Origin of the sequence: Halorientalis sp., assembly GCF_028275115.1 — an archaeon.
Lineage (GTDB): Archaea > Halobacteriota > Halobacteria > Halobacteriales > Haloarculaceae > Halorientalis.
This window is the reverse complement of sequence record NZ_JAQCNH010000028.1, coordinates 1-26,910: the sequence shown is the minus strand read 5'-3', so window position 1 is coordinate 26,910 and position 26,910 is coordinate 1. Positions and strand designations below refer to the sequence as shown.

Sequence of the window (26,910 nt, the reverse complement as noted above, 5' to 3'; positions counted from 1 at the left end):
CTTTAGGGCGGGGATGAATCCGACAACATGGAGCCAAACCTCACTCGTAGCTACGGCTGGATATTCCACGCGCAAATACAGTCCGAACATTTATTTAATCTAAAATACTATGCTTACGTGTGTCGAATAAGGTTGTCACCCGGACACTGAAAGCGAGTATCACCAATCACTCGCAAGTCCACGATGACCTCGATTCGCATGGCTTCGCCGCCAGCAAACTCTGGAACATCGGGCGATGGACAATCTCTCGTGTGTGGGATGCTATTGGCCACATTCCAGACGCTGACGAACTCTGTTCGTACCTCAAGAACCACGAACGCTATGCGGACTTGCACTCGCAGTCCAGTCAACGAGTTCTCCAAGAACTCGGTGAAGCGTTCGTCTCATGGTACAAGCAGAACGATTCCGACGCGAACCCGCCCGGCTACCGCAAACACGGCGATGAACACCCACGCTCGACGGTAACGTGGAAGAATCAGGGCTTCAAGTTGGATACCGAGTACAACCGTGTTCGTCTCTCAAAGGGCACGAATATGAAGTCGTCCCGGTACGCCGCAGACTACATTCTTTGCGAGTTCACGATTCAGGCAGATGACCAGACGCTCGACGGTGTTGAGGGCATCCAGACAGTGCGTGCTGTCTGGACTGGTGAGCAATGGGAACTGCACTTCGTCTGCGAGATGCAGATTGACACGCCCGAAACGCCCGGCGAGAAAACTGCTGGTGTTGACCTTGGAATCTGCAACACGGCGGCTGTCTCTGTCGGTGACGAAACGCTGTTGTATCCGGGTAACGCGCTGAAAGAAGACGCTCACTACTTCCGTCACGAAGAATACGTTACGGAAGGTGAGAACGGCCCGAGCAACGAGGCACAGCGACTTCGGCAAAAGAAGGCTCGACGACAAGACCACTTCCTGCACGCACTGTCAAAGGACATCGTAGAGCAGTGCGAAATTCACGATGTCGGAAAGATAGCCGTTGGCCACCCAAAGAAAGTCCGTGATGATTCTGATTGGGGCCGCCACGGTAACAAACGGCTACACAATTGGGCGTTTGAAACGCTCCTGAGCCACATTGAGTACAGAGCAGAGGAACGCGGCATCGACGTAGAGCGCGTTCCCGAGGGTGCGTTGAAGACCTCGAAGACTTGCTGTGAGTGTGGCACAGAAGCAGATTCAAACCGTGTTGAACGTGGCTTGTACGTTTGCGAGGACTGTGAACTGGTCGCTAACAGCGACCTGAACGCGGCGGAGAATATGCGAGCGACGGTAACTCCGAATCCTGAAGAGGATAGGAGTAACGGCTGTTTGGCACAGCCATCGGTGCGCCTGTTCGATATATCGACGGGGAGAGTAGCCCCACAAGAACAGGTCGTCCCGTAGACCACAATATCCCAACGGCGGTCGGGAATCCTCGCCCTTCAGGGCGGGGAGGATGTCAAGACTGTGCCCGAGGAGGACGGACGGCCGCTGCTGTCGTGTCAACTCCGTGAACAGTCTCCGTCGTCTGAGCTGTCGAGGCCGCGACGCGCGACGACGGCGACCCCGGCGACGACGAGAGTCGCCTCAACGACCCCGGGCGCGCTCACTGCGTACCGTACCCAGTAGGTAACCGGTGAGATGTCAGGCGTCGGTCGCTGATCGAGAAGCGGCCACGCGTAGTTGACGACGAACCGGGGGTACGCGACGCCAATGTCGGCGACGACGTGGGCGGCATAGCCCGGGAGCACCGGCTGGAGCGGGCGGGCCGCGTTGACCGCGGTGACGACGACGGCGACTGCCGTGACGGTGACCACCGAGTGTCCGAGAGTGTGACCGGTCTCGGTGAGTCCGAGCCACCACACCGTCTTGTCGACGAGGTCCGGGACGACTGCGCCAGCAAGACAGAGCGCCGTCGCACGCCGGTCGTAATCGAGGGAGTCGCACGCGATTACCGCCGCCGCGAGGTGACCGGCTGGTGTCACGGCAGCCTGCCGGCCCACAACCGGAACGAGGGACGACCTCTGGGCGAGTCCGTTACCTGCCGGGGTCGCTTGGGAACGTTCATTACGGTCACCGACTGGTGCGTGCTCCGGGGTCGTTGGCACGAGGGAGTGTGTCTGACGCGTAGAGCACCTGTTGATCTGAGTAGACTAAGCGGTCGTGCTGTATATAATCTCTCCGCTCGGCACGCGGTTACTACCAGTCGTCCAGAGGCTCAACAGAACAGTTGTTTCGATGAACGACGTCACACGCCGGAACGGCGCGTGATAGGTCGCTTGTTTCACCGACCCAATACCGCCAGCGATAGTGAATCGCGTCCACACGTGGGCAGTGAGAGTGACCACGGTCGGAGACAGTTGGCAGTTTGCCGGGCACACATCTGGCGCCGAGCCGTCTCGAACCGCCAGTTTCAGTTTCACTCCGGTTGGAGTCCACTCTCTTTGCGCTCCATTTAGCTCTATCTGTGCGGCAATCGAATTGGGGCGTCTCTGTAGCCGTTGCGCCGAGCGGGTCACCCCCGCCGTCAAAACTGACGGCGGAACCGACCCGGCGACTTCACCCCGCTTCTCGCCGTCTCTCACCGAGGCACGGTCATCGCCGAGGCGGGGTGTGACCGTCCGCGTCCAAAGAAACAACGTTCCGGTCTGGCCCGTCTCACACGACGAGGTCGAGCGTCAGTAAGCATGCCAGCGTCAGCGTGGCCGAGAGGACACAGGCATCTAGCGACCGACGCCACGGCCGTTTATAGGTATCCGGTAATAAGGAGTACGTGGCAGGGTCGTACCACTACATTCTTCGGTCAGCGTTCGCCCGACGTCCGTTCGTCGTCGGTCACGACCTGCCGTGCAGTCGCCGTTGTCGGTCCATGTCGGGACGGTGAGTTTCTGGCTCCCTGCTGAAACAACACCGAAACGGTGAGAACACCGGTGGTCGGTCGACTTCCGCCTTCCGCTCGTCACGGTCGTCGTTTCAGCGTCCCAATCGAAATCGTCTTATGTTAACGCGTATCATATACGATATGGACACAGTAGAACAAACAGGCGAGAAAGCGGCAGTATGTGACGAGTGCGGAGAAGAGATGCACGTGCGACAGAGTTGGACTGGCCAAACTTACTCGATGTGCCCCGAGTGCAACTGAAGAGAACTTCCAACCGACTCCGGATTGCTTCCGGGTCAACTACCTGCGCTTGAGGCTTCCTCTCGCTGCCCCAGATATGGTCGCTACCGGGCTGAGGAGGCTGCTCCGGTGAGCGGGTTCGAGCCCTGGAGCGCCTTCTTGCCCGACGCCGGAGACGGCAGTCACTGTTTTCGGGAACCAACGTTGCTGTCGGTCGCACAGCACCGACCGACGGGTGTCATGTGAGGTGTGTCACTACGATGAGAGTCGCTCAACTCTGTCGTTGGCTAAAGACGAGAGTGTTCGTCCGCGTGAGAAGGGCTCTCTGACGCTCGCGTTACGGGCAGTGTGGGCTCCCGTGATGGAGGCGCTTGTCGACACTGTCGGTCGTGAGGACGACGCTCGGCCTCTGTGTTGCCGTGAGCCGTCGGTGTTCGGCGTTCCGGTCGCGATGCCGCCATCGTCGATTTTCGTCTGTAACGACGGCGCAGGGATTAAGAGTCCGCAGCCGTTGTGTTTTGGTGTACCATGTGCCATGGATTCGACTCATACGACTGGTCTAGCAAAGCCGACGAGGAACCCGAGGAGCCTGAGGAAACGGCCGATAAGCCCTCATTCGCGGCGGACGAACCGGCCGAGGACGTGAACATCCTCACTGACGGCGGCGACGAGGAAGACGCCGAGTAACTCGGTCCGCCGACGGTTCGCTAAATCTCGTACTTTTTATCGTAACACAGCGTTCGAGCGACTGCAGCGGCCTACAGCCGGTCCGACGCGTCCGCAGACCGGAAACCGTCACCCTCAACAGCCCGCTGACCTGTAACCGTGTATGGACGAGCAACGACGGGCGTTTCTGGACGACCTGCTCGACACGGCGACACCATCGGGGTTCGAGACCGCCGGGCAACAGCGCTGGATCGAATACGTGTCGACGTTCGCCGACGAGGTTCGGACCGACGACTACGGGAACGCCGTCGCGGTCTTGGAGGGCGACGCTGACGGACCTGCGGTTGCTCTCGCTGGCCACGGCGACGAGATCGGGTTCATGATACGGGACATCACCGACAGCGGTATGCTCAGCCTGACTCGCATCGGCGGGTCGGACCGCACCGTCTCGAAGGGCCAGCACGTCCAGATCCACACCGACGACGGCCCGGTTCCGGGCGTCATCGGTCAGACCGCCATCCACCTCCGGGACAGCGGCGAGGAGTCGGTCGACGATATCAGTGAACAGTCCATCGACGTCGGCGCCTCGGACGCCGAGGAGGCCGAAGAGTTGGTCGAGCGGGGTGACCCGGTGACGTTCCAGCAGACGGTTACCGAGCTGTCGAACGGTCGGGTCGCCGCCCGGGGCATGGACAACCGAATCGGTATCTTCGCGGCCGCGGAGGGACTGCGCCGTGCCGCCGAGCGCGACCCGGACGCGACCGTGTACGCGGTGTCGACCGTTCAGGAGGAACTGGGGCTGCAGGGCGCGAAGATGGTCGGGTTCGACCTCGCGCCCGACGCCGTCATCGCCACAGACGTTACGCACGCGACCGATTCGCCGACAGCCCCGGCCAGCAGCGCCAGCGGCGTCGCACTCGGCGAGGGTCCGGTCGTCGCACGCGGGAGCGCCAACCACCCGGCGGTCGTCACGGCAGTCCGCGAGGCGGCCGCGGACGCCGACATCGACGTACAGCTGGCCGCCTCGGGCAGTCGGACCGGGACCGACGCCGACGCCTTCTACACTTCCCGCGGGGGAATCCCGTCGCTGAACCTGGGTGTTCCGAACCGCTACATGCACACGCCCGTCGAAGTCGTCGAACTCGAGGACCTCGATGCGACTGCCGACCTGCTCGCAGCCTTCGCCACCGAGGCCGGCGGTCGGTCGTTCAGCACCGACCTCTGACCACCGGGGACAGGGTGGCGACGGACAGCTATGGAGCCACCGGGCCGCCGTCACTCGACCAGCGGACCGACTCCGTCGACGTCCCGCGCAGCGGTCGTTGTACTGTGGCTGGCGACTCGGTTCGTCAGCCGTCGAACGGCGTTCGCTCGGCAGGGGCCACCTCGAAGCCGTTGAGGACGCAGGCGAGCATCGCGTAGTATCCAATCGTCGCCGTCAGCTCGACGACGCCATCGGTCCCGAACCGCGACTCGACGGCGTCGTAGGTCTCCTGTGACACCGCGTGGTCGTCGAACAGTTCCCAGCTGTACCGGATGACGTTCGCCGCACGGTCGGACAACGCTCCGAGGTTCCTGTCGACGATGGCGTCGAGCGTCCTCTCGGTGATGCCGGCCTCGCGGGCGATGGGGGCGTGAATCGCCCACTCGAAGGCACAGTCGAAGGCACGTGCCGTCGCGAGGACCGCCAGTTCCCGGCTCTCGTCGGAGAGGACCCCCTCGAAGCGGACGTACGCACCCAGGCGTCCGATACGACCCGCCAGTTCGGGGCTGTGCAGAAGCACCCCGAACGGGCCTCTGACGTCGCCGCGACTCTCGACGAGTGCGTCATACTGCGCGTGACTCTCGGCCGGTAGCTGTTCGCGGTCGTCCAGAAACGGGACCCGCGGCTCGCGTTCGAGCGACATGTACTCTTTACCGTCCCGGCCTCATTTATTCGTTCGCCCGGGAACGGCCACCGTCGGCCAGGGCTCGCGTGGCGGGCCGGAGGCTGGTCCGCCGTTCGAGGCCGTCGACGGAGTCGTGATGCGTGTGTTTTAGCTATGCTTGGCCGTACGCTCGTGTATGCGAGTGACTGCAGTCGGGACGAGTGGTGGACTTCCCACCTCACAGTACGGAACCAGCTGCGTGTATCTGAGCCTGTTCGGCGACCAGATTCTGTTCGACTGCGGCGAGGGCACCCTGCAGCGGCTGATGCGATACGACGCCTCTCCCAACGTCGACGCCGTGTTCATCAGCCACTTCTACGCGGACCACACGCTCGGACTGCCCGGCCTCGTCCAGGCGCTGGAGATGAACGAGCGCGAGCAACCGCTCGACATCTACGCCCCGGAACAGCGGACGGAGCGGGTCGACGAGATGATCGAAGGTGCCTACGAGTGGCCCAGCTACAGTATCAACGTCTCCGGGTACGACGCGGACGAACCGGCAATCCGGACGGACGACTACACCGTCCGAGCGTTCAGCACGCCCTACACGGAGCACTCACACGGCTTCGTCGTCCGGGAAGCGGACAAACGAGAGTTCCTGCCCGAGACGGCACAGGAACTCGGCCTCGACCCCGGACCGGCGTACGGGAAGCTACAGAACGGCCAGTCCGTCGAAGCCGACGACGGAACGACCGTCGAACCGGCGGACGTGCTGTCGGAGCCAGAGCCCGGACGGAAGCTCGTGTACACCGGCGACACCAGACCGACTCCCGATGTCGTCGACGCCGCATCGGACGCCTCGCTGTTGATATACAGCGCCATGTTCACACAGGAGCAGGCGGAGCGCGCCCGTTCGACCGGCCACTCGACCGCCACGGAGGCGGCACAGGTCGCGCTGGAGTCCGGAAGCGACCGGCTCTGGCTCACACACATCTCTCCGCGACACGAAGGCGAGGAGGAGACGCTCGAGACGCGTGCCAGAGACGAGTTCGACGGGGAGGTCACTGCCGTGAGAGACGGCGACACCACCGTGCTCACGCAGGACTGAGCGACCGACAGAGTGTGTCCGTCCGGAGCCGTCGGGAGCCGTGAAGTCGGCCCGGCGACCGCCGTCACACCCAACTCGGGAGGGCCGCTATTCCGGGGTCGTCAGTCGTCCAGAGGCTGGGAGGGTGCGCGTGGTTCGCGTCTGGCCGCCGCTCGGCCGGACCGGTGACTGCGTGGCTTAGTGGCTTACTCCGGGGTCGGCGCACGGACCGTGAGCGCGGCCTCGCAGGCACACGGTGTCCCGCACTTCGGGCAGGGACCGTCGGCGTGCCCGGCGATGGAGTCTGTGGAGACGACGTCGTACCCGTGTGTAGTCAGCAGGTCAGCCGGCGAGTCGGGGCCACCGTGGAACCACGCGTCGGCGACGAACACCTCGACCCCGTTCGTGTCGCCGATCTCGTGCAACCGTTCGAGTAGCCGACTCCCGATTCCCGTCCCGGTGTGTGCCGGCGCCACGTAGCCCGCGTGGACGAGGCCGTAGGTCGACGCAGACGGGACTCCCTCGACTGTGTCGACGAGGTGCATCGCCTCGCGGACCCGCTCACGGCTGTCGTACGTGGTCAGCGCCATGACACCGACGGGCTTTCGCTCGCGCTCCGCGACACGAACGTAGGTCCCGGCGCACTCGTCGTTCTCCGGAACCTCGTACGACCGTTCCTCGGCGAAGTGTGCGGTGATGAGTGTGAGGACCGCCTCCCGGTCCGCGTCGGTCAGTGGGCGCACCGTCGACATGTACGTTCCAGTTCGTGCTACAACGGTATGTGAGTTCACCCTCGGACTCGCTTGGACGGACAGGTAGCGGACGGGTCGTCGTCACCACGGCCACACGTCGTGTCCAGTCCCGACAGAGGACGGTCCGTGGACGGGTCCAGACGGACAGTGACCCGGGGCGCGACCGACACAGGGGCGTTACTGTTCGCCTCGCGTATGACAGTTCCCGGACTGTGGTCCCCGTCTGTGGTGACGCTGTTCACGACTCTCGATGACTGGACTCCTTTCGGCCGGCATAACCGCGTGTCACGTCCCGAAAGCGCGCAAAGTGCGTGTGAAATCGGATAGAATATGTCCACAGCCGTCGTCTCTCGTAATTGAATGTCCATTTTTCGGGCGGCGTTTGGTGACGACGCGGCCGTTCTCGATGAGTCGAACTTTCAGCTGCTCTTGCTCGCCACGGTGTTCCCGATTCTGGGTACCGCTCTCGTCTCGCCGGTTCTGGAGTCGTTGATCGCCCCGCTCGGTGCGTCGCCGACGAGCATCGGCCTGGTGATCTCGTTTGCGACAGCGCCAGCAATCGTCGTTATTCCCGTTTCGGGCGTGCTCGCCGACAGGTACGGTCGCCGGCCAGTTCTGGTCGTCGCGCTCCTGCTGTTCGGCGCCGGCGGGTCGGCGATCGCGCTGACGACGGACTTTCGTGCCGTCCTGGCGCTCCGTGCGATTCAGGGGGTCGGGTTCGCCGGTATCGTTCCGACTATCACCGCGAGCATCGGGGATATGTTCGACGGCACGACGGAAGTGACGGGTCAGGGACTCCGAATGCTGGTGAACGGGGTCAGTGGCGCCGTCTTTCCGTTACTGGCCGGGGCGCTGGTGACGGTGGCCTGGCAGTATCCATTCCTCCTGTACGCCGTCGCGTTTCCAGTGGCACTCGTCGTCTCCCTCGGGTTCACCGAACCGACCGACGATACGGCAGCCGAAGCGACCACGACGGCGGGAGCCGGGTATCTCCGGGACCTCGGTACGCTCGTCCGCTACCCACGTGTCGCCGTGCTCTTGCTCGCCCGCACCCTGCCGGTGGTCGTCTGGATTGGCTTTCTCACGTTCAACTCACTCGTCGTGACTCGTGTGATGGGCGGCAGTCCGGTTCAGGCCGGCCTCCTAGTTGCCGTCGGCAACGTCGTCTTTGGGGTTACGAGCAGTCAACTCGACCGGATCCTCTCCGGGTTCGGTGGCAGGTTCTCGACGCTCATGATTGCCAACCTCTCGCTTGCCGTGGGATTCATCGGGTTTCTGTTCACCCCGGCCGTGAGTCTCGCACTCCCGTGGATCGTGCTGGCTGGCGCTGGTTTCGGGATTTCGCTGTCGTTGTACCGGAGTTACATGACGACGCTGGCCCCGGAATCGCTCCGCGGAGGGCTCGTGAGCCTCGGCGCCGCTGGAGCTCGGATCACGGCGACGGTCACCCCGGTCGCGATGGGCAGCGTCATCGATGCTGTGACACCGCTCGTCGGCAAGACGGCCGCCCTCCAGACGGCAGGCATCGCCATCGCGATTATCGGCGGTGGCGGTGGCGGGCTCTGTCTCCTCGCTGCGGCCGCCGCTGGACCACCCCCGGACGACCGGGCCGAGTTATTCCACAGTTGACATTCTCCCCGCAACAGGTGTGCCCGAGAGCACGGCGGTAACCGGCGTCAGTTCGGTGCGGAACGGTCGCCTCGGTGTTAGTACCCGCCCGCTGCTCGTTCTGTTCGGTTTCGAGTAGCCGGTTCGTGCGAACGAGCCGCTCCGCTCCAGTCCCGACACCCCCCCACTCGTGAACAGGTCGGCTCTCGCTCACCACCTGTCAGCTGTAGATCGTATCGTTTCAGCTGAACGATTTTAGAGAGTACAGGTCCGGGTTCTTATACTGCAAAAGACATATCTGGCGGTGTCTGGGTTCCCGCGGCGCTCGTCTCAAAAACCGAGACCGTTTCGCCGACGAATGTCTTCCGGCGAGACCGCAGTATCGACCAGAGGCACGCCGTTCACCGGACAAGGCCGTCCCGATGCTCACCAGGTGCGCTCTGCATCTCTGAGAACGGCGTCGCCGTCGCGTCTCTCAGGGGGTTCGACGAGGGGTGTGTGAGCGACGCTATTCAATCCAGTCGTCTCACGGTCTGTATGGTGGTTCCAGCGGATGCGAGGGTCGACTACGGCGGGAGCCAGTGCTGCGTGTCGTCGAGTCGGTTCGTGATTGCATCGGCCGCAGCGCGGTCCGGTTCGCTTTTTACCGTGGAGTCGCTCTCGAACCCATCTGCCGGCGGTGAACTGTACCAGACGACGCAAAAGTATAGAAAAGTCTAGTTACAATTGCAACTGACATATGAACGGGGCAACGGAGGGTCGACTCTCGTCGGCAGTTTCGGTATCGCTTCGCGTCCGACGGACGGCCTTTGCGTACACCCATCGGGGCGTATTTTCAGGTGTGAATCAGTTCGAGCACACCGACTCACTCGTCGTCGTGTCTGCACGCTGCACGACGGTGTCCCCCGAAACATTTTCTCGATCGGGGGTACATCGAGACACTGTGCTAAGCTTACTACCTGCCGTCCACTGGCCAACGAGGAGGCGAACCGTCTCAAACAGCAGGACGCGAGAATCGTCCCGTTGTCCGTTCTCAAGGGTGAGGACAGTGACCCGCTCGTAATCTACACGATGGCGTTGGACGCGAGTGGCTCTCATCGGGTCCACCTGTTGGAGTACTCGGAGGTCGAAAGTGGGTTGCTAGTTCGAATCGTTCCCCGAGGACGGCTGGACAGTAGACGATCATGAAAAACGAGTTTCACAGTGGGTCGAAAAGCGGTACGGCGACAACTTCGAACGGGGCGTATTGGACGAAGACTCCGGAACGGTCGATATCAGACGACCGTCGTGAAACGTGGCCGTGGAGACGGGTCCGGGAGTGCAGTCTCAGTCCGCTGTTGTCTCCGTGCTCTCGCGGTTAGGGGCCGGGCGTCCCTCCCTCTGAGAACGTGTCGATGTCCGGGTCGAACGGCTTGATAACCGGGTAGCCGACCGGGACGGCGTCTACGTCGATGAGTTCGTAGCACTCTGGACAGCACCACTCCCGGAGTTCGAACGCCCAGTCCGGGTCGACGTGCGTGTGCTCCTCGTAGAGTTCCTCGAACTCCTCGGTGTCCTCTTTGAACGTCTCCGGTGGCCGCTCCAGCAGATTCCCCAGCCAGGGCCCTCGCAGGTCTGGTAGCGGAGCAGGTCGTGGTTCTCGAACTCCTGCGGAACGAACATTCCGTCCTGATCCGGATGACCGTTAGATACACAGTCACGACGTCTGTCCGACTCCCGTCTCGAGTTCCCACCGGTGCGTCCTGTTTGCGGTGGTCAGTTCTGGATGCCACAGTACCCGAAATCCGGTTTCGATGCGAGCTTTCCCGCCGTATAACTCCGGAGTGGAGGGATGCCGACGATACGACAACTTCTTTGACTCGCTCCAGATGCTGATATCCGACCGATGCTCACTAACAGCCCTACACCTGTTATCCTCTCCGCCTCGGTCGCACGCAGTGAGAGCTCCCGCCGATGTGCAACTGAAGAGTTCGTCAGTTGTAGGCGATATTCAGTTCGAGTTCGTTCACGATTCCCAGAAGGCGGTCAGGGAGTTCCCGATCGAACCAGTCTCCTTTCATGCGATGGGTCGGGCCCGAAATCGATAGCGCACCGATCACGCCCTGCTCGTCCAGAACGAGCGGTGCGCCGACCGCGTGCAGTCCCTCGATATTCTCCTCGTGATTGAACGCGTATCCACGGTCTCGAATCGCTTCCAGTTCGTCGAATAACGCTTCCCGGTTAGAGATCGTATTCTCCGTAATGGCAGGCAGACCCCACTCGTCTATGATCGCCTCTACGTTCTCCCGTGTGAGGTGAGCAAGGATGGACTTGCCAGCCGCCGTTGAGTGGAGATACATTCGTTTCCCCGTTCCGGAGTTCGTCTCGACGGCGTGTTCGCCGGTCTTTCGGTAGAGAAACACGCCTCGACCGTGTTCCTCGACGACGAACTGTGCTCGTTCGTCGGTCCGGTCCGCCAGGTCTGTCACTTTTTCCGCAGCCATCGAGTACTCCTGCCGGCGCGTTCGAGAGTGTTCCCCGAGACGGAGGAATTTCGTCCCCACGTGATAATCGGTTCCGTCTTTGACTAGATATCCTTCGTCATGCATCGTGGCGAGGTACCCATGGACGGTGCTTTTCGCTAAGTCACTCTCCGCAGCGAGTTCCGTAACTGTTGCACCGCCTGTTTCCCTGATCTGTTCCACGATGGACATTGCGCGGTGAACCGATTTCACGGACCGGGCGGCGTTGCATTTTGATTCCATATATTACGATTATTCACCATAAATAATAAAAATTCGGGATTGCCGAACAGCGAGGGTCGTGCGTTGCTGCGTACTGTGCCCGCGACTCCGGAGACGCCGTCGGTAACGACTAAATCGTTCGATTCGGTATCCCCGAACGAGGTCGATTCCGGCCAGAGCGGCTCTGCGGCGTTTTTATCGACTGCATGCCGCGTTACGGCGGATACCGTCCGTTCACGTGCCGTGAACAACGAATCGATTGCTCCCTCGAGTGTGAGTTACCGAGTCGAATCAAGGGACCAGGGCCAGTTCCGCCGATTAGTGAGCCTCTGAACGGCCGATATTGCGACCTCGCGGTCGTCGATTCGGAGTCAGATCGTTCAGTAATATCGAACAGAACGCCCGGCGACGACTGTTCGTCACTACTCACCATGCTACTCTGTTCACCGGCAGTACAGCAGTGTCGGTTCCGGTCTGTGTCAGCCACAGGTTTATTTTGTAGCCAACATAATCACCATGAGATGGGCTCGTTACAGTCAGCCATGAATATGGTAGAGCTGTCCGAAGAACAGCGATTGATACGGCGGAGTATTCGTGACGTCTGTGACAACTTCGGCGACGAATACTGGCGAGAACGGGATAAAAACGCCGAGCATCCGACAGAGTTCGTCGAGACGCTGGCGGAGGAGGGTTGGATCGGCGCACTCGTTCCAGAGGAGTACGGTGGACCAGGGATGTCGACGAGCGAAATCGTCGTTATCATGGAAGAAATCGGTGCGACGGGTGGCTTCGCTGCAGCTCAGTCGATTCACGGCGGCATATACAACATTCCACCTATCCTGAACTACGGAAGCGAAGAGATGAAATCGGAGCTGTTGCCGGAGATTGCCGCCGGCGAGACGGCCATCCAGTCGCTCGGGCTCACGGAACCGAACGCGGGTTCGGATTCCACATCGATCGAGACAGTCGCCGAACGAGAGGGCGATGGGTACGTCATCAACGGACAGAAAATCTGGATTTCCCGAGTGGACCATACCGACTATCTGATTTTGATGGCGCGGACGACCCCAAAGACCGAGGTCGAGAAGACTACCGACGGAATCTCGATGTTCCTCTTGGATGTGAATCGGGTACGGGACAGTGACCGCTTCGAAATGAAGTCGATCTCGAAAACCGCTGCGAGGTGCGTCCACTCGTACGAGCTCTGGTTCGAGGACGTTCGGATTCCGGAAGGGAATCTCATCGGCGAGGAGGGCGAAGGGTTCTACCAGCTACTCGACGGTCTCAACGAGGAGCGTCTCGTTATTGCCGCCGAGTGCATCGGGCTGGGCCGGTCCGCACTGGTCACCGGTGCTGAGTACGCCGACGAACGGGAGGTCTTCGGCCGGAAAATCGGGAAGAATCAGGCTATCCAACATCCACTGGCAGAGGCCTTTGCGGATCTGCAAGCCGCGAAGCAGGTCGTGTACAACGCGGCGGATCGGATTCACGACATCTCCCAAACGGACGCGGGCATCCAGGCGAACATGGCGAAGTATCTCGCAGCGGAGGCCGCATTCGATGCGGCCGACGTCGCAGTCCAGACGCACGGCGGGTTCGGAGTCGCCAGAGAGTACGACATCGAACGGTACTTCAGGGAAGCCCGGTTGACACGACTGGTACCGATTACACAGGAACTCGCGCTGAACTATCTGGGAACCAAAGCACTCGGCCTCCCGCAGTCGTACTGACTCGCGTCTGGCAGTATCCAACCGACGAAAAGAGTTAACCTGATACGCTATCACTGACCGTGCATGGCAGAGCCAGACACGTACTCACACTTTATCGGTGGCCAACACGTCGTCTCGGACGGTGACGAGCGCAGTGAAGTGTCGTACCCGTACAGCGGCGAGGCCTGGGCGTCGGTTCCGGTCGGGACGACCGGTGACGTCGACCGCGCGGTCGAGGCCGCCCGAGACGCGTTCGAGAGCGAAGAGTGGGGCGGTCTCCTACCGAGTGAGCGGGCTGATCTACTGCAGAACATCGCAGATGTCATCGAGGACCACACCGACGAACTCGCGGCGATGGAGACGCGACAGAACGGGAAACTCATCAGGGAAATGCGTTCTCAGGTACAGGGGCTCGGCGACTGGTATCGGTACTACGCTGCCCAGTCCCGGACAATGGAAGACAGAGTCGTCCCGGTCGAAAACAAGAACGGAGAGATGTTCAACTACGTTATCAAGGAACCGAGAGGCGTCGTCGGTGCCGTTACCCCCTGGAACTCGCCGTTGCTTCTGACGACGTTCAAACTGGCTCCCGCGCTCGCGGCCGGATGCACGTTCGTCCACAAGCCGAGCATGTACACGCCGGTGAGCGCGATCAGATTCGCCGAACTACTCCACGAGGAGGCGGGGCTCCCAGCCGGAGTTTACAACGTCGTGACCGGCGAGGGGACGCCTGCCGGGAGTGAGCTGGTGAGTCACGACCAGGTGGATAAAGTTGCGTTTACCGGGAGTACCGAAGTAGGTCGTGAGATCGGGGGACAGGCCGGCAAAGACCTGATTCCGGCGTCGCTCGAACTCGGCGGCAAGAGTCCAAACGTCGTGTTTCCGGATGCAAATCTCGACAACGCGATCAACGGTGTCATCAAGGGAATCTTCGCGGCGACAGGACAGACGTGTCTGGCTGGCTCACGGGTGTTCGTCCACGACGACATCGCCGAGGAGTTCGTCGAGCGGTTCACCGATAGAGCCGCGGCCATCGAACTCGGTGACCCCATGAACCCCGAGACCGAGATGGGGCCGGTCGCGTTCAGAGACCAGTGGGAGACGGATATGGAGTACATCGAACTCGCTCAGGAGGAGGGGGCGACCCTCCAGTTCGGTGGCAGCCAGCCCGAGGACCTGCCCGGGGACTGTTTCCTCGAGCCGACGATTCTCGTCGACGTAGAGAACGAGATGACCGTCGCACAGGAGGAGATCTTCGGCCCTGTCGCGAGCGTACTGACCTTCTCCAGCGAGCGAGAGGTCGTCTCACTGGCGAACGAATCCGAGTTCGGGCTCGCCGCCGGCATCTGGACGGAGGATATGCGACGTGCACACCGGATGGCGAGCGAGCTCGAAGCCGGGACGATCTGGATCAACGAGTACCGAACGCTCGCCTACAACTCACCATTCGGCGGGTACAAAGACAGCGGCCTCGGCCGGGAGAACGGGGCGGAAGGCCTCGAGGAGTATCTCAAGACGAAGAGTGTCTACAAAGACCTCTCCGGCGAAGTGTCCGACCCCTTCAAACTCGGGTGAGGTCTCACGTTACAGAACTTCGGTGACCGCGGCGATGTTGTCGATATCCTCTAGCGAGTTCAGGCGACGGTAGACCGTTTCGGCGGACGCTCGAGGTCGGACGGTCTCCCAACACATCTCGAACTTCGCTCTCAGTTCTGTGTCGGTCAGTGGGTCGTCGTGCGTTCCCGGCGGCTCGCCCTGGCTTCGCTCGTGGACTGCACCACCCGTCGACTCGACTGTTACCGATGCACCGTAATCGTCGTACTGCCGCTCGTCGTCAGGCGCGAACGTGACGCGCTGGCGGACAGCTTCGACTTCCGGATCGGAGATCGAACCGTCCTCGAACGCGTCGAGGTCGACCGTTCCGTTGACCACCGCGTATGCGACCAGGTACGGCATGGAGAACTTCGCCTGAGTCGGTGAGTCGGGGTCATCGTGTTCAACCGCGTCGATAGCCCCACGCGAGGATTCGATCCGTATCGATTCGATTTCCGTGGCGGTGAGGCCGTGGTTCTCGACGAGTTGGACTAGTCCGTAGATAGCTGCGTGGGTGTAGTAACAGCAGGCGTACTTTTTGATGTCGATCCCGTCAGAGAGTACCATCCACTGGTCGCCGACGTCGTGACTAGCCGCTCTGTCTGGTGTCTCCTCGCCACGATAGAGGTCGAAAAACCCGCGTTCGCCGCTGATTGCGGTCGTGTCGGCGTCCACGCCTTCGGCCGCCAGCTGTGCGGCAGTGGCGCCTGAACGGGCTGCCTGCCCGGCGTGGATTGGCTTGGTCATCGAGCCGAAGTTTCGTTTGAGACCGGCCGGCATCGAAGCAGCGATGTTCAACGCGTGACGAACCTCGTCGTCGGTCAGGTTCAAAAGCGAGGCGACTGCGGCGGTCGCACCGAAAACGCCGAGCGTTGCCGTCGCGTGCCAGCCACGTTCGTAGTGACCCGTACTGATTGGCGCGGCGAGAAACGCCTGCGTCTCGAAGCCGACGACGTATGCGGTCAGCAGTTCCCGACCGGACGCCCGCTCGCGTTCGCCCACCGCGAGTAGCGGCGCGACCATCGGCACACTCGGGTGCCCATCCGTGGCCGATAATGCCGTATCGTCGAAATCGAGCGCGTGACCCGCTGTCGCGTTCGCGAAAATCCCATCGAACAGTCCTCCTGTCTCGTCGTGTCCGAGCAGTGTCGTTTCTCCTTGTTCACGTTTGGCAATTCGAGCTGCACGTCTGCCGGCGTCCGCGTCGCTGCCTGCCACGGTCACGCCGACGGTATCGACGAAGGCACGTTCCGCGGTGCGGACGGCCTCGGCAGGGATGTCGGTGGCGCCCGTGCCGCTGACGAACGACGCGAGCGCGGTTTCTGTCGTCGTTGATGCTGGTGTGTCCATGTATCGCCGATTTCACCGTTTCCACTAATAGCTGTTGCCGGAGACGGAGACGCATGGGGACGAACAGACGCCGGACCTCTCTTGATTACTGTATCTCGTCCATTCTTCCTCTGCTCTGATAAACGAAGACCCGGTTTGTACCATAGATTTATTACTTCGTGCGACACACTGTCGTATGCCTCGGTAACAAGGTGCATCACAGTATGGCGACAACAGAGTTCGCAAGTCACGAGTGGTGGGAATCGTACCGTGAGACAGTCAACGAAGACCAAGAGATGAAAGTCAGAGGGCACGATAACTTCGACGAGAATTTTTACGTCGAGATCGGAAACAGCATGTTCCTCATCGAAATGGACGGTGGTGAGGTTGAGAATGTCGTCCCGGAACCGGGAGTCAACGACGTTTGGTCGTTCGGTGTCGAGGGAAGCCGGGAAGCGTGGGAGGAGTTCGTTCAGGAGTATCCGCCGGCCCACAACAACGAAATAATCGCATCCGACTACAGAACAGCGGTGAAAGGTGAGGACGGTCACCTCGAACTCAAAGGCAACAACAAGAAAATCTGGCAGAACTTCCGCCCGTTCCAGCGTGCGCTGGACCTGATGCGCGAAACACAACAGTCCTAACGAACAATGACTATCAAACCACCCGAACACGGAGAGAAAGAACCGGTTACTGGACAGTATATTGGCGTCGAAATCGACGGCGTCAATCAGCGCGTGTACTACGAGGAACGCGGACCGGAGGACGGCATTCCACTCATCTGTCAGCACACGGCAGGGAACCACGGCCAGGAGTGGCGTCACATCCTCGCCGACGACGAAATCACGGAGGACTTCCGGGTCATCGCGTACGACCTTCCACACCACGGGAAGTCCCTCCCACCAACGACACAGGACTGGTGGGAAGAGGACTACACCCTCACCGAAGAGAAGTTCGCGGAAACTATCGTAAGCATCGCGGATGCACTGGACCTCGAGGACCCGGTCTACATGGGGTCGAGTATCGGAGGAAACGTCGTGTTGCAACTCGGTGACTGGCACCCAGACCGGTTCCGAGCGCTCATCGGCCTCGAGTGCGGTGTCCGCAGTCCGGGGTACTATCTCGACTGGTTCCACCACCCTGAGGTCAACATCGCAGAGATTAGTGCGTACTCGTGCTGGGGACTGATGGCGCCGCACGGCCCAGAGGAGACCCGGCGAGAGACGATGCACCTCTACGAGCAGGGGTCGACAGGTCTGTTCCGCGGGGACCTGTTCTACTACTCCGTCGACCACGACTACCGGGGCCAGCTCGACCAGGTCAACCCCGAGTGTCCGGTCTACGTGATGAACGGTGAGTACGACTTCGCAACCGACCCGGCAGACGCCCGGGAAGTAGCCGAAGGAATCGGTGACCAGGCAACGGCAATCGAGATGAAAAACATCGGGCACTTCCCGATGTGTGAAAACCCAGACCTCTTCCTGAAGTATCTCAAACCGGTTCTCGACGATATCAAGGGAGAAGACGTGGACGTGCCCGACGAGATGTCTCCCGAAACAGTCGGCGTCGATCTTCCGGGCGCAACGGCCGACGACTGACCGGCTGCTCCCCCGCTCGTACCGAGAACATTAGACAAATTTTTTTATACGATCCGTCCAACCGAGAGATATGACAGACGACTCAGATAGACTCGTGAATCCAGCGGACTCGAATGCAACCACCCGTCGTCTTGCAACCGGCTGGCAGGGCCGCTACTACGAGGATTTCGAGGTCGGAGAGATTTACAAACACCCGTACGGCCGGACCGTGACGGAGACGGACAACGTCTGGTTTACGAATCTGACGATGAATCTCAATCCGATGCACTTCAACGAGCCCTACGCAGCCGAAACTGAGTTCGGCGAGCGCCTCGTCGACGGGACCTTCGTGTTCGCGCTGGCGGTCGGGATGAGTGTCATCGACGTGTCCGCGAACGCGACGGCAAATCTCGGGTACGACAGCGTCCGCCATCACGGTCCAGTGTTCCACGGTGACACGATATTCGCCGAGAGTGAGGTACTCGAGAAGCGAGAGAGTGAGTCCCGAGACCACGTCGGCATCGTTACGACAGAGCTCCGGGCGTACAACCAGGACGACGACCTCGTTCTCTCGCTCGAACGAACGCCGATGGTGGTAAAGCGGGCGTCCGCCGAGCCGAGTGCAGCGCAACCGACCGGCTGGCCGGCCGACGTTGGCACACAGCCGGAGGACCTCGAATGAGCGGGACAGACCGACTCCAGGGAGCAGTACCCGAAATGTCTGCCGCGGCGGCCGCGGAACAGATCCCGCCCGACGCGACCGTCGTCACCAGCGGCTTCGGAAGCGTCGGGTATCCGAAGGCCGTCCCGCTCGCTATCGCAGACAGCGACCGCCAACGTTCTCTGACGGTAATCACAGGTGGCAGCGTGGGCGAAGAGATCGATACCGAACTCGTGCAGTCGGAAGATATGCGACGGCGGTTCCCGTATCTCGGCACGCAGACGGCTCGTGACGCCGCGAACGCGGGCGATCTGGCTTTTCACGACGAACACATCTCGCAACTGGCTGACGGGGTTCGAAGCGGCCAGTTCGGCTCTGTCGACGTCGCTCTCATCGAAGCAGTCGCGACGGGCAGGGACTGGCTCATTCCCGGGCCGTGTATCGGGCAGACGCCTGGCTACGTCGAGGCAGCAGATCAGCTAATCGTCGAAGTCAACCGAGCGCAGCCCCGCGGTGTCCGGCAACTCCACGATATTTACTGCCCGTCGCTACCACCGGACAGAGCTCCGATCCCACTCGAAAACCCAACCGGCCGGATCGGAGACGAGTACGTGACGTTCGACCCTGAGAAGTTGGCGGCTGTCGTTGAAACTGACCGGAGAGATTCCACCTACGACTTCCGCGATCCGACCGAGACGGACCGTACAATCGCGGCGAATCTCGGCTCCTTTCTCGGCGCCGAGACGGAACGGAACCCTGCGCTGGCCGAATCGGTTCGAGTCCAGTTCGGTGTCGGTAGCCTGGGGAACGCGCTCGCGAGTACGCTGGCCGATATCGACATCGGCGGCCGGGACCTCGTGTACTACGGGGAGGTTATACAGGACGGAGTTCTGGATCTGCTCGACGCGGGCCGACTTGCAGGCGCTAGCGCAACCTCTCTCGCGCTTACGCAGGAGGGGCAGGACAGGTTCATCGACAGTATCGACGAGTACAGCGACGATATCGTGTTACGGCCGTCCTCGGTCTCGAACGGGGCCGAACTGATCCAACGATTCGGTGTCGTTACGATTAATACCGCGCTCGAAGTCGACCTGCATGGTCACGTCAACTCGACACACATCGACGGTACGCACGTCATCAACGGTGTCGGCGGGAGCGGCGATTTCAACCGAAACGCACTGGTGACAGTCGCGGCCTTACCGTCAAGCGCCAAGGGCGGAGAAACCTCCCGTGTCGTACCGATGGTCCCCCACGTCGACCACACCAAACATGATATCGACGTCGTCGTCACCGAACAGGGAGTCGCTGACCTTCGCGGGAAAGAACCGCGCGAGCGGGCGGACGAACTCGTTTCGGTCGCGCATCCGAGCTTCCGAGCGGCTCTTCGTGAGTACATCGGCCGAGGACGCCAGTACGGAGGCCACGCCCCACGTGACCTCGAGACGGCGCTGTCGTGGCCACGAGAGCGCCAGCAGTCGGAATGAGACGCATCGGTGACCAATTTACCCTTTCGACGTTTGTCCAGTCGGTGGCAATCGCAGCAACGGCAGGGTCCATTCTGAAGCCGATACTGGCCGGGGATGAGAGAACAGTAAAGCCGGACGCCTCGCCCACAGACACCGCCTGGCTCGTCTCGAAATACGAATTCGCAGGCCGTCCCCGCTTCAGGCGGAACTCGCTCCGCGAGACAGACACTACTCGGGGGGTTCGTCTCGAGTGAGGCGACCTCACACCAGTTCCGAGATTCAGCGGCGCACTCACGCTGTGCGTGGTCGAGATGCCCCGCCCTGGACGAACGAAATCCGTGTCGTCGGCCGCCGTCGGTTCAGCTGGCACGTTCGGGCCGTGCCGAAATGTGGGTCCAGTGACAGACCTCACAGCGGTTAGTAGAACTCGAAGCGAGAACCGACGCGTACTGTCTGTCGCTACGGTACAGAGCTGAGGCCATACCACTCCCGATAGCGATTCGCTCCGAACCGGCGATTCCGGATGTGACGACACGGCCGCGGCCAATGATTTAGTACTCAGAGTAAAGATACGTTCGCATGCCTCGCGTTCCCGTCGGTGATGGTGTCAGCTTGTATTGTCAGGACCTCGGCAGTGGTCCAGCGATCATGCTCGTCCACGGCGGCTGTATGAGTCATCGTGTCTGGGAATCGCAGGTACACTCGCTTCTCGAGGCTGGCTACCGGGTCGTGACACCGGACCTCCGTGGACACGGGGACTCGGATAAACCAGCCAGTCCGTACACGGCAGAGATGTACGCAGACGACCTCGCGGTCGTAGCCAATCGACTCGGTATCGATTCTTTCAGTTTGCTCGGTTGGTCGCTCGGATCGACGATCACGAGTGCGTTCGCCAGCGCCTACGGGGACCGTCTCGACGGTCTCGTACTCGTTTCGAGTGCGATCTTTGCCAGAATTGGAGCCGTGGCGAGAGACGAGCGCGTGAGTGTGGACCTCCCGGTCGAACGGATGATAGAGAACCAGCGGTACAACAGGCCGGAAGGGCTGGAACGGTTCGTCACCGGAATGTTTCACGAAACCCCGGACAAGTGGACCCGTCACTGGCTGTGGACTATCGCCATGCAGACGCCGATGCGAGTGGCCCTCAAGACGCTTCGGATATACGTCGACCCCGAGCAGCGGACACTCCACGAGGGGCTCGCTACCATAGACGCTCCGGCAGCCGTGTTCTACGGTGAAAACGACCGTTCCTCGTCGGTTTCCGACGCCAGAACAATCGCAGAGGACGTGTTCTCTGACGGCCGGTACGTTCCGTTCGAGCACAGCGCTCACGTCCCCTTCATCGAACAGCCTCAGCGGTTCGATAATGAACTCGTCGATTTTCTCGAGAGCGTGCACAACTCGGCGTAGATATCTCACCCTGGTAGCACAGGACACGTCCGCGACACGAACCGGCGCGTCGTGTCTCTCGACGTTCCTGGACGGACAGCCCGTCTCTGCAGCGTGTATGCGGTGTCTATCCGAGGGAGGCGTATCCGGCGGAGAACTGGTGGGGTCGGTGGCCGAGTTTATCGATGGAATCGGCCACTGCGTGTCCGAGCCAAAACTATTCGCCCGTATTCACTCTGAGTTCAAAATGCGAATTCGTCCTCCGGGTGTTGCTGACAACTTGTACAGTTTAAAAAGATTGTAGCAGTGCCGGGCCAGCCGAATTCACGATGGTCAGAAACCGATCTGACACTTTTTCCGGGCAATATTCGGGGGAGCCCACCAGTCGTAGCCCTCGCCAGAGGTGCGACTATTCCATTCGTTTGGTCTTGTTGCCACCATCACTGTGTGATATGTCTCGGCAGTCCTGCCGAATACACAACACAAATCCTACTCAGAGCGTTGCTCTTTGTTCCTTGAGCCACTGCTCTGCTTCGTCACGATTGTCGAAATAGTGCGTTGTCAAGTCGCCCCCTTCGACTTCCTGCATGATGTTGTCGACACTCATATTGGCAACGACGCTCTCAGGCTTGATAATCGCCATATTTAGCAGGCTCGTTCCCATCGCACGAGGAAACCAATCCGTATTCGACCATTCCTGATCATCATCGGCAACCGTCCCCATCTCGCGGAGGTCTGCGAGCCAGTTTTTGGCTCCCCTTTTTTCGACGAGTTCCAATCCAGTGTCGAGTCCCTCGCGGAAGTCTTCTCCACGTGCAAAGTTATGCCAGTTCATGACAACTGCATCCACCGATTCGTCGTATCGTACTGTGAGATGATCTGCCTCGTGATATGACATACAAGAGGAATTTCTGGAAGAGTAAATAAAAGTAACTCACGAGGATTCACATTTGATAATGATGTAGTGTACCCGGAATCTGTTAGATTTCTGTTTGATACTGGTGTTGACTGTCTCATTTACCTTCCGTCGATCATAGAGGTTGCTATCCAGCCGAGTATTCCACGCCCTGCGGAGAGGCGTGAACTCGCGGTGCATGGTGAGTTTGTCTTCGACTGCTGGATAGTGAGGTTCGTTCGCTTCGCGTAGTGTGTTGATGTATGCGCCCGCCCGGACCTGGAGGTATCAATGCCGGTGGCACCGTTGAGCGGCAAGTCCGCAGGTGAAACGTTCAAGAGAACCCGCCAGACGACCATCTCTAAGCGGTCGAACGCCGTCCAGAGTGTCGAAGGTGCAGGAACCGAATCGATATCAACGGCGTCACGAACGCGAGGCATCTCGATGAGGTGGTCAACGAGGTCACGGTATGTGGTCGCCTTTTTCAGTTCGAGACAGAACAAGACAACGCGCTGGCAGAGCGTGAACCGCTTTCGTGAGGAGCGAGTCGAGAATCGTGCCACAGCACGGCGAGCCAGCCCCATAGCCCGTTCAATGAATCGAAGGAGCCGTGACTTCGGGAGAGCATCCATCCTCCTACTACTCACCAGTCTCGTCAGCAGGGGTTTCAACAGAACGATTCGTCTATATTTTGCCCGACTATCCGCCAGTCGACGTCGTGGTTGCGGAGCTGTTTCATCGAACGATGTATATCTAGAATCGTACTTGTCTCGGAGTCGGCTGGCGTGGTAGGTTCCGCTGTATCGAAGCCGTAGTTTGCCGATTTAACTGGTGCCGGCTAGCAGCGATCCGATCCACGGCGGCTGTACTCGTGGTCTGAACTTCACCGATACCGTGCAGCCCGACCGTCGCCCACAGCAGGACGCCTCAGGTTTGCCTTTTTATCACCCGCTCGCGATTGTACACTCGTAGGGTCGAGTAGTTTAGCCGCCACCGAATCGAACGTACCGACAGCTTCAGGAGTCCCGTGAAACGCGTCCAGCAGCCGCTGATGCGGGTGAAAAAGACGCTCGTGGAGGCCGTGAGCAACAAGGATAACCGAGTCTGGGTCGCCGGTTTTTTTCGAACGCCGAATGAAGATGGTCGGCGACGGGTAGTTCACTAACACAGACAAACTGAATAGTGACGGGGGTGGATTCGCTGGACACAGACCCGTTCTCGATTTATCACAGTTATCGTATACTTAGCCGTACTTAACAGATATATTATAAACGTCTCTGACTACCCCTTTGTTTATCGACTGCTTCTGTTTTCATCTAATCGTTCCTCAAGCTGATTCCGCCCAGTGCTGCAGTCGTCGTCTGTCGCCGCAGGTTGTCTACTCCCGACCCCCTGCATCGGGGTTCAGAGTTCGAAACTGAAACGTTACCCTCCTGATTGGCCTTGTCTGTGACTGTTTCAGGGTCGACTCCCGACGCTGTCGTTGCTTTGTCGCATATTTTTCCGTTTCTATCCCTCGTCTATCAGATCGTGTCGAAATCTTTCGGGTATCCGCACACCGACCCACGAACGGCGAACCGAGCACTGTCTCGGCGCGTCACGCTGAGTGTACCGTAGTGCAACCCGACCATCTCGTTGCTCTGTACCGGTATCCGTCAGCGTTCGGTATCGGCGTGTTTCGCCAACTCGAAGCGGACACCGGCAGAACCGTACCGGGCCGAAATAACTGACACAGCGCCACACCGGGCGAGAGAACCAGTCATGAGGATGTCCACAGGCTGTCGGCCTCCCCGTCTTGTGTGATGCTGAAGACGAGCGTCGATTTCTACAGGAGTCTGCTCGGATGTCGACTCTTCGCTTTCGGTTTCGACGCGAAAGCGCTAGGGACCCCCGCTCTCAGGCAGTCCTCGACCGGACGTTCCGTTTCAGCACCGGATTGAAGACTGGCTCCGAGCGATTAGACCAGCGTTCTGAGAGCCTCGCCGAGGCTGCGGTCCTCACCGACGACATCGCGCCTGTAGTGCATGTACACCGCTCCGAGTGGCGGCTGGATAACGTACGCCAGCGCGATGGGGAGGACGGCAGCAGGGGGCACCGTACTCGCGGCGACGACGATCGCCAGTGCGATCGACAGATTGCGCATGTTGGTCGCGTACACCAGTGTGACCGCTCGTTCGGGAGCTAACAGGAGTCGGCCCAAGACCGTGCCAACGCCGAGAATCACGACGTAGAAGATCACCAATGGAACGATCGTACTCGCCGACGCGACCGGGTCTGCCAGGAGCTGGCCCGATCGCATCGTCATCGCGACGAAGACGATCAACATCACGCCGAACGACGAGAGTCCGCCGAACGTGGGCTTCAGGCGCGCGAATCCGTCTTGGCCGTACTGTCGGAGCAACAGCCGCCGTGTGAGATTCCCCGCGACCATGGGAATAACGACGACCTGTGCGAGTTGGCGGTACAGCGCCGAGGGGTCGAACCCGACGGTGGCGGGCACGAGCGCCGACAGGTACACCGGCAGGATGGCGACTGCCGCTAACAGGTTGACGGCCATCGCGACTAGCGCCGCCGCCAGATCGCCGTCGGCCAGACCGGTCCACGCAGCGGTCATTCCCGACGTGGGAATCAGCGCAATGAAGTACAGCCCGATAGCGAACTCGACGTTCCCGGGAAAGAATATCCGGGTCAGACCGACCGCGAGTAGAGGCGCCAGCCCAAAATTAATTATCAGGCTCAGCCCGACGGGGCCAGCGTGGTCGCGGACGTTGCTGACCTCCTTGAGATCGATATTGATCATCATCGGGTAGATCATCAGGAACAGGACCGGGACGACGGCGGCTTTGAGCACAGCCTTGCCGTCGGGACCCACGACTTGGCCAGCGGCCAGACCGGCGACGAGTGACCCGACGACGACGTAGATGAGATTCTCTTTGACCGCAGTGAGAACACCTCTGCTCATGCTGGTCCGACCTCCGTCTCCCTGCCGTCGAGAGAATCGGCGCCTCTGCGTTGCTCGAGGCGGTCGATGGTAGCACGGGCACCCTCGTCGACGGAGGTGGCAATCTGCCGGTGCCTGCCAGTGACGTCGGCGGTAGACACGCACTCAGCCGGCGTCGAGCGGTCCTGCTCGACGGCGTCCTCGCCTGCGGCCGTCGCAGTGTGACGGGTCGCTGTGTCGGCGTCCATCCGAACGACCTCCCCGGCGGTGTTCTCGGCACCGGACTTCCGGGCGTGCTGTTGCCCGAACCCGACGAGTTCCGGGCCGGTCACACTCCCGGGGAATCCGCACACGTTCTCGATCACGTCCACGTCGTGGACCCTCCCACCACTACCGTCGGAAACTGGTGTCCGGCGGTCAGTACGCGTCGTGCAGATGGCCGTACTCAGTGCTGTCGATCCACCGCCGATTACTGCGGCTGCATCCATGTATGTATAGTACAATACTGTCCACGCAATTAGACCCTCCGATTCTCTAGATAATAAAATTCGACGCTACGCCGACCCGCATGCGTGCAACAGTGGAAAAATACTAAAATATAACGGGCAGGTCGAGCGAGCGTCCGGAATCGGACGAGCGACTCGGACGCGGGTAGCGAGGTTCGCGAGCGAAACGCAGAAATCCGGAGGGAGACACCGTGATGCTCGTCAAACCGCCTACCGAGGGTCGCAAATCCCACACACCAGTGGGGGTACCCCGTCCCGTCTGTCGGTGACTGTCGTCCGAGAGTGACGTCCGAACGCCCGCCGTTCATGAGGGGCGGCGGCGTCACACCGCCCGACCGAAGGCGTGGGTTTCGAGAGGTATCACGTTCCGCCACAGCGACCGTCAGTCGCTCCGGAGCGTAGTTTTCAATCGCGTCGCAACTGTGCTCCCAATTCGATCGGCTGTAAGGAAACGATGGCCCGATTTCGCCGTCGTGTCAGCTGTTCGACAGTCGAGTGTCCCCGCGGTCACGGAGACGGGAGAACTCCGGACGACTCCAGGCACTCGCCCTGCCAACCTGTAAGTTTGAGGAAAACCACGAGGGGACGAAGTGACCGACGTGGACCTAGTCCGAGTCTCCCGCCCATTACACGAGTTGAATCGTGTGGGGTCGAATCCGCACAGCAGAACCGTCGCTCCGTCGGTCACTGCGCCCGGGAACGTCATGGTCGCTCGCCGGTCGTGTTCGGTGCCGCCGACTGTGTGCTGATTGTCTCGCCGAACACGTCATTCACGCCGCCCCAATGCCCCACGACGGCGACGGGCGGGGGTTACGGGGAGCATCCGCGAGGCGACGGAGCACGAGGTCGTGCGGGAAATCGCGGTCCGACTGCACTCGAACGACAACCAGCGGGAGTGACGAAACGCTCGTTCACCTGAGTCGGAAGGTCTCCAGATTCTTGGGCGCGTACGTCCGGCAGTTGAGTTTCTGGTACAACGCCGAGGAGAACTGGTCGGTGGCAGTCTCGTCGCCGTGGACACAGAGGACCTCCTCAGGTTGC

Annotated in this window: 22 protein-coding genes; 12 read left to right on the top strand and 10 right to left on the bottom strand. The window is 60.7% G+C overall.

Annotated elements, in window-relative coordinates:
* Positions 1-119 precede the first annotated feature (119 nt).
* Complete coding sequence (locus Q0964_RS04575) at positions 120-1,382, top strand: RNA-guided endonuclease InsQ/TnpB family protein (protein WP_299263993.1); 1,263 nt, start codon at positions 120-122, stop codon at positions 1,380-1,382.
* A 98-nt stretch (positions 1,383-1,480) separates the two neighbouring features.
* Here the strand turns inward: Q0964_RS04575 and Q0964_RS04570 are convergent, their stop codons facing one another.
* Entirely contained in the window at positions 1,481-1,963 is a 483-nt protein-coding gene (locus tag Q0964_RS04570; RefSeq protein WP_299263991.1) for a metal-dependent hydrolase, read from the bottom strand.
* 1,664 nt (positions 1,964-3,627) lie between these two features.
* Between Q0964_RS04570 and Q0964_RS04565 the strand changes: the two genes are divergently transcribed.
* Complete coding sequence (locus Q0964_RS04565) at positions 3,628-3,786, top strand: hypothetical protein (protein WP_299263988.1); 159 nt, start codon at positions 3,628-3,630, stop codon at positions 3,784-3,786.
* 142 nt (positions 3,787-3,928) lie between these two features.
* Positions 3,929-4,990 carry a M42 family metallopeptidase gene (locus Q0964_RS04560; RefSeq protein WP_299263985.1) on the top strand — a complete coding sequence of 354 codons (1,062 nt, stop codon included), beginning with the start codon at positions 3,929-3,931 and terminating at the stop codon, positions 4,988-4,990.
* Between the two features lie 124 nt (positions 4,991-5,114).
* Here Q0964_RS04560 and Q0964_RS04555 read toward each other — a convergent pair whose 3' ends face one another.
* Positions 5,115-5,672, bottom strand: a complete 558-nt coding sequence (locus Q0964_RS04555) for a carboxymuconolactone decarboxylase family protein (protein ID WP_299263982.1) — start codon at positions 5,670-5,672, stop codon at positions 5,115-5,117.
* A gap of 157 nt (positions 5,673-5,829) precedes the next feature.
* Here Q0964_RS04555 and Q0964_RS04550 point away from each other — a divergent pair, with 157 nt between their 5' ends.
* Entirely contained in the window at positions 5,830-6,741 is a 912-nt protein-coding gene (locus Q0964_RS04550) for a ribonuclease Z (protein ID WP_299263979.1), read from the top strand.
* Between the two features lie 185 nt (positions 6,742-6,926).
* On the opposite strand, the gene Q0964_RS04545 is transcribed toward Q0964_RS04550, so the two are convergent.
* Positions 6,927-7,472, bottom strand: coding sequence for a GNAT family N-acetyltransferase (locus tag Q0964_RS04545; protein WP_299263976.1), 546 nt, complete (start codon positions 7,470-7,472; stop codon positions 6,927-6,929).
* 360 nt (positions 7,473-7,832) lie between these two features.
* Here Q0964_RS04545 and Q0964_RS04540 point away from each other — a divergent pair, with 360 nt between their 5' ends.
* Entirely contained in the window at positions 7,833-9,101 is a 1,269-nt protein-coding gene (locus tag Q0964_RS04540) for an MFS transporter (RefSeq protein WP_299263973.1), read from the top strand.
* Between the two features lie 1,336 nt (positions 9,102-10,437).
* Here the strand turns inward: Q0964_RS04540 and Q0964_RS18435 are convergent.
* Positions 10,438-10,665 carry an acetone carboxylase subunit gamma gene (locus Q0964_RS18435; protein ID WP_414652129.1) on the bottom strand — a complete coding sequence of 76 codons (228 nt, stop codon included), beginning with the start codon at positions 10,663-10,665 and terminating at the stop codon, positions 10,438-10,440.
* Between the two features lie 388 nt (positions 10,666-11,053).
* Complete coding sequence (locus Q0964_RS04535) at positions 11,054-11,824, bottom strand: IclR family transcriptional regulator (protein WP_299263971.1); 771 nt, start codon at positions 11,822-11,824, stop codon at positions 11,054-11,056.
* Positions 11,825-12,324: 500 nt separating this feature from the next.
* On the opposite strand from Q0964_RS04535, the gene Q0964_RS04530 reads away from it, so the two are divergent.
* Positions 12,325-13,533 carry an acyl-CoA dehydrogenase family protein gene (locus Q0964_RS04530; RefSeq protein WP_299263968.1) on the top strand — a complete coding sequence of 403 codons (1,209 nt, stop codon included), beginning with the start codon at positions 12,325-12,327 and terminating at the stop codon, positions 13,531-13,533.
* Between the two features lie 63 nt (positions 13,534-13,596).
* Complete coding sequence (locus Q0964_RS04525; protein WP_299263965.1) at positions 13,597-15,087, top strand: aldehyde dehydrogenase; 1,491 nt, start codon at positions 13,597-13,599, stop codon at positions 15,085-15,087.
* 9 nt (positions 15,088-15,096) lie between these two features.
* On the opposite strand, the gene Q0964_RS04520 is transcribed toward Q0964_RS04525, so the two are convergent.
* The gene (locus Q0964_RS04520; protein WP_299263963.1) at positions 15,097-16,455 is read right to left on the bottom strand and encodes an MmgE/PrpD family protein; all 1,359 of its coding nucleotides are present in this window, start codon (positions 16,453-16,455) and stop codon (positions 15,097-15,099) included.
* A gap of 203 nt (positions 16,456-16,658) precedes the next feature.
* Here Q0964_RS04520 and Q0964_RS04515 point away from each other — a divergent pair, with 203 nt between their 5' ends.
* From Q0964_RS04515 to Q0964_RS04495, 5 genes are all read left to right on the top strand, one after another.
* Positions 16,659-17,078: a hypothetical protein gene (locus Q0964_RS04515; RefSeq protein ID WP_299263960.1), complete on the top strand. Its 420-nt coding sequence runs from the start codon at positions 16,659-16,661 to the stop codon at positions 17,076-17,078.
* A gap of 6 nt (positions 17,079-17,084) precedes the next feature.
* Entirely contained in the window at positions 17,085-18,032 is a 948-nt protein-coding gene (locus Q0964_RS04510) for an alpha/beta fold hydrolase (protein ID WP_299263958.1), read from the top strand.
* Positions 18,033-18,102: 70 nt separating this feature from the next.
* Positions 18,103-18,693, top strand: coding sequence for a MaoC family dehydratase (locus tag Q0964_RS04505; RefSeq protein ID WP_299263956.1), 591 nt, complete (start codon positions 18,103-18,105; stop codon positions 18,691-18,693).
* Complete coding sequence (locus Q0964_RS04500) at positions 18,690-20,156, top strand: acetyl-CoA hydrolase/transferase C-terminal domain-containing protein (protein WP_299263953.1); 1,467 nt, start codon at positions 18,690-18,692, stop codon at positions 20,154-20,156. The genes Q0964_RS04505 and Q0964_RS04500 overlap by 4 nt, the downstream gene beginning before the upstream one ends.
* 561 nt (positions 20,157-20,717) lie before the next feature.
* On the top strand, positions 20,718-21,548 hold the full coding sequence (locus Q0964_RS04495) for an alpha/beta fold hydrolase (protein WP_299263950.1): 831 nt from the start codon (positions 20,718-20,720) through the stop codon (positions 21,546-21,548).
* A 472-nt stretch (positions 21,549-22,020) separates the two neighbouring features.
* Here Q0964_RS04495 and Q0964_RS04490 read toward each other — a convergent pair whose 3' ends face one another.
* The 4 genes from Q0964_RS04490 to Q0964_RS04475 form a co-directional block, all read right to left on the bottom strand.
* Positions 22,021-22,425, bottom strand: a complete 405-nt coding sequence (locus Q0964_RS04490) for an STAS/SEC14 domain-containing protein (RefSeq protein WP_299263947.1) — start codon at positions 22,423-22,425, stop codon at positions 22,021-22,023.
* Positions 22,426-22,544: 119 nt separating this feature from the next.
* Entirely contained in the window at positions 22,545-23,069 is a 525-nt protein-coding gene (locus tag Q0964_RS04485) for a hypothetical protein (RefSeq protein WP_299263943.1), read from the bottom strand.
* Between the two features lie 1,310 nt (positions 23,070-24,379).
* Entirely contained in the window at positions 24,380-25,384 is a 1,005-nt protein-coding gene (locus Q0964_RS04480; RefSeq protein WP_299263940.1) for an arsenic resistance protein, read from the bottom strand.
* Complete coding sequence (locus tag Q0964_RS04475; protein WP_299263937.1) at positions 25,381-25,851, bottom strand: NAD(P)/FAD-dependent oxidoreductase; 471 nt, start codon at positions 25,849-25,851, stop codon at positions 25,381-25,383. Before Q0964_RS04475 ends, Q0964_RS04480 begins: the two co-directional genes overlap by 4 nt.
* Positions 25,852-26,910: the final 1,059 nt, after the last annotated feature.

What these genes read in the sequence shown, in the direction of transcription:
- Q0964_RS04565 (WP_299263988.1), top strand. Translation starts at nt 3,628, where the DNA reads ATGTGCCATGGATTCGACTCATACGACTGGTCTAGCAAAGCCGACGAG.
- Q0964_RS04560 (WP_299263985.1), top strand. Translation starts at nt 3,929, where the DNA reads ATGGACGAGCAACGACGGGCGTTTCTGGACGACCTGCTCGACACGGCG.
- Q0964_RS04555 (WP_299263982.1), bottom strand. Translation starts at nt 5,672, where the DNA reads ATGTCGCTCGAACGCGAGCCGCGGGTCCCGTTTCTGGACGACCGCGAA.
- Q0964_RS04550 (WP_299263979.1), top strand. Translation starts at nt 5,830, where the DNA reads ATGCGAGTGACTGCAGTCGGGACGAGTGGTGGACTTCCCACCTCACAG.
- Q0964_RS04545 (WP_299263976.1), bottom strand. Translation starts at nt 7,472, where the DNA reads ATGTCGACGGTGCGCCCACTGACCGACGCGGACCGGGAGGCGGTCCTC.
- Q0964_RS04540 (WP_299263973.1), top strand. Translation starts at nt 7,833, where the DNA reads ATGTCCATTTTTCGGGCGGCGTTTGGTGACGACGCGGCCGTTCTCGAT.
- Q0964_RS04535 (WP_299263971.1), bottom strand. Translation starts at nt 11,824, where the DNA reads ATGGAATCAAAATGCAACGCCGCCCGGTCCGTGAAATCGGTTCACCGC.
- Q0964_RS04530 (WP_299263968.1), top strand. Translation starts at nt 12,325, where the DNA reads ATGGGCTCGTTACAGTCAGCCATGAATATGGTAGAGCTGTCCGAAGAA.
- Q0964_RS04525 (WP_299263965.1), top strand. Translation starts at nt 13,597, where the DNA reads ATGGCAGAGCCAGACACGTACTCACACTTTATCGGTGGCCAACACGTC.
- Q0964_RS04520 (WP_299263963.1), bottom strand. Translation starts at nt 16,455, where the DNA reads ATGGACACACCAGCATCAACGACGACAGAAACCGCGCTCGCGTCGTTC.
- Q0964_RS04515 (WP_299263960.1), top strand. Translation starts at nt 16,659, where the DNA reads ATGGCGACAACAGAGTTCGCAAGTCACGAGTGGTGGGAATCGTACCGT.
- Q0964_RS04510 (WP_299263958.1), top strand. Translation starts at nt 17,085, where the DNA reads ATGACTATCAAACCACCCGAACACGGAGAGAAAGAACCGGTTACTGGA.
- Q0964_RS04505 (WP_299263956.1), top strand. Translation starts at nt 18,103, where the DNA reads ATGACAGACGACTCAGATAGACTCGTGAATCCAGCGGACTCGAATGCA.
- Q0964_RS04500 (WP_299263953.1), top strand. Translation starts at nt 18,690, where the DNA reads ATGAGCGGGACAGACCGACTCCAGGGAGCAGTACCCGAAATGTCTGCC.
- Q0964_RS04495 (WP_299263950.1), top strand. Translation starts at nt 20,718, where the DNA reads ATGCCTCGCGTTCCCGTCGGTGATGGTGTCAGCTTGTATTGTCAGGAC.
- Q0964_RS04490 (WP_299263947.1), bottom strand. Translation starts at nt 22,425, where the DNA reads ATGTCATATCACGAGGCAGATCATCTCACAGTACGATACGACGAATCG.
- Q0964_RS04480 (WP_299263940.1), bottom strand. Translation starts at nt 25,384, where the DNA reads ATGAGCAGAGGTGTTCTCACTGCGGTCAAAGAGAATCTCATCTACGTC.
- Q0964_RS04475 (WP_299263937.1), bottom strand. Translation starts at nt 25,851, where the DNA reads ATGGATGCAGCCGCAGTAATCGGCGGTGGATCGACAGCACTGAGTACG.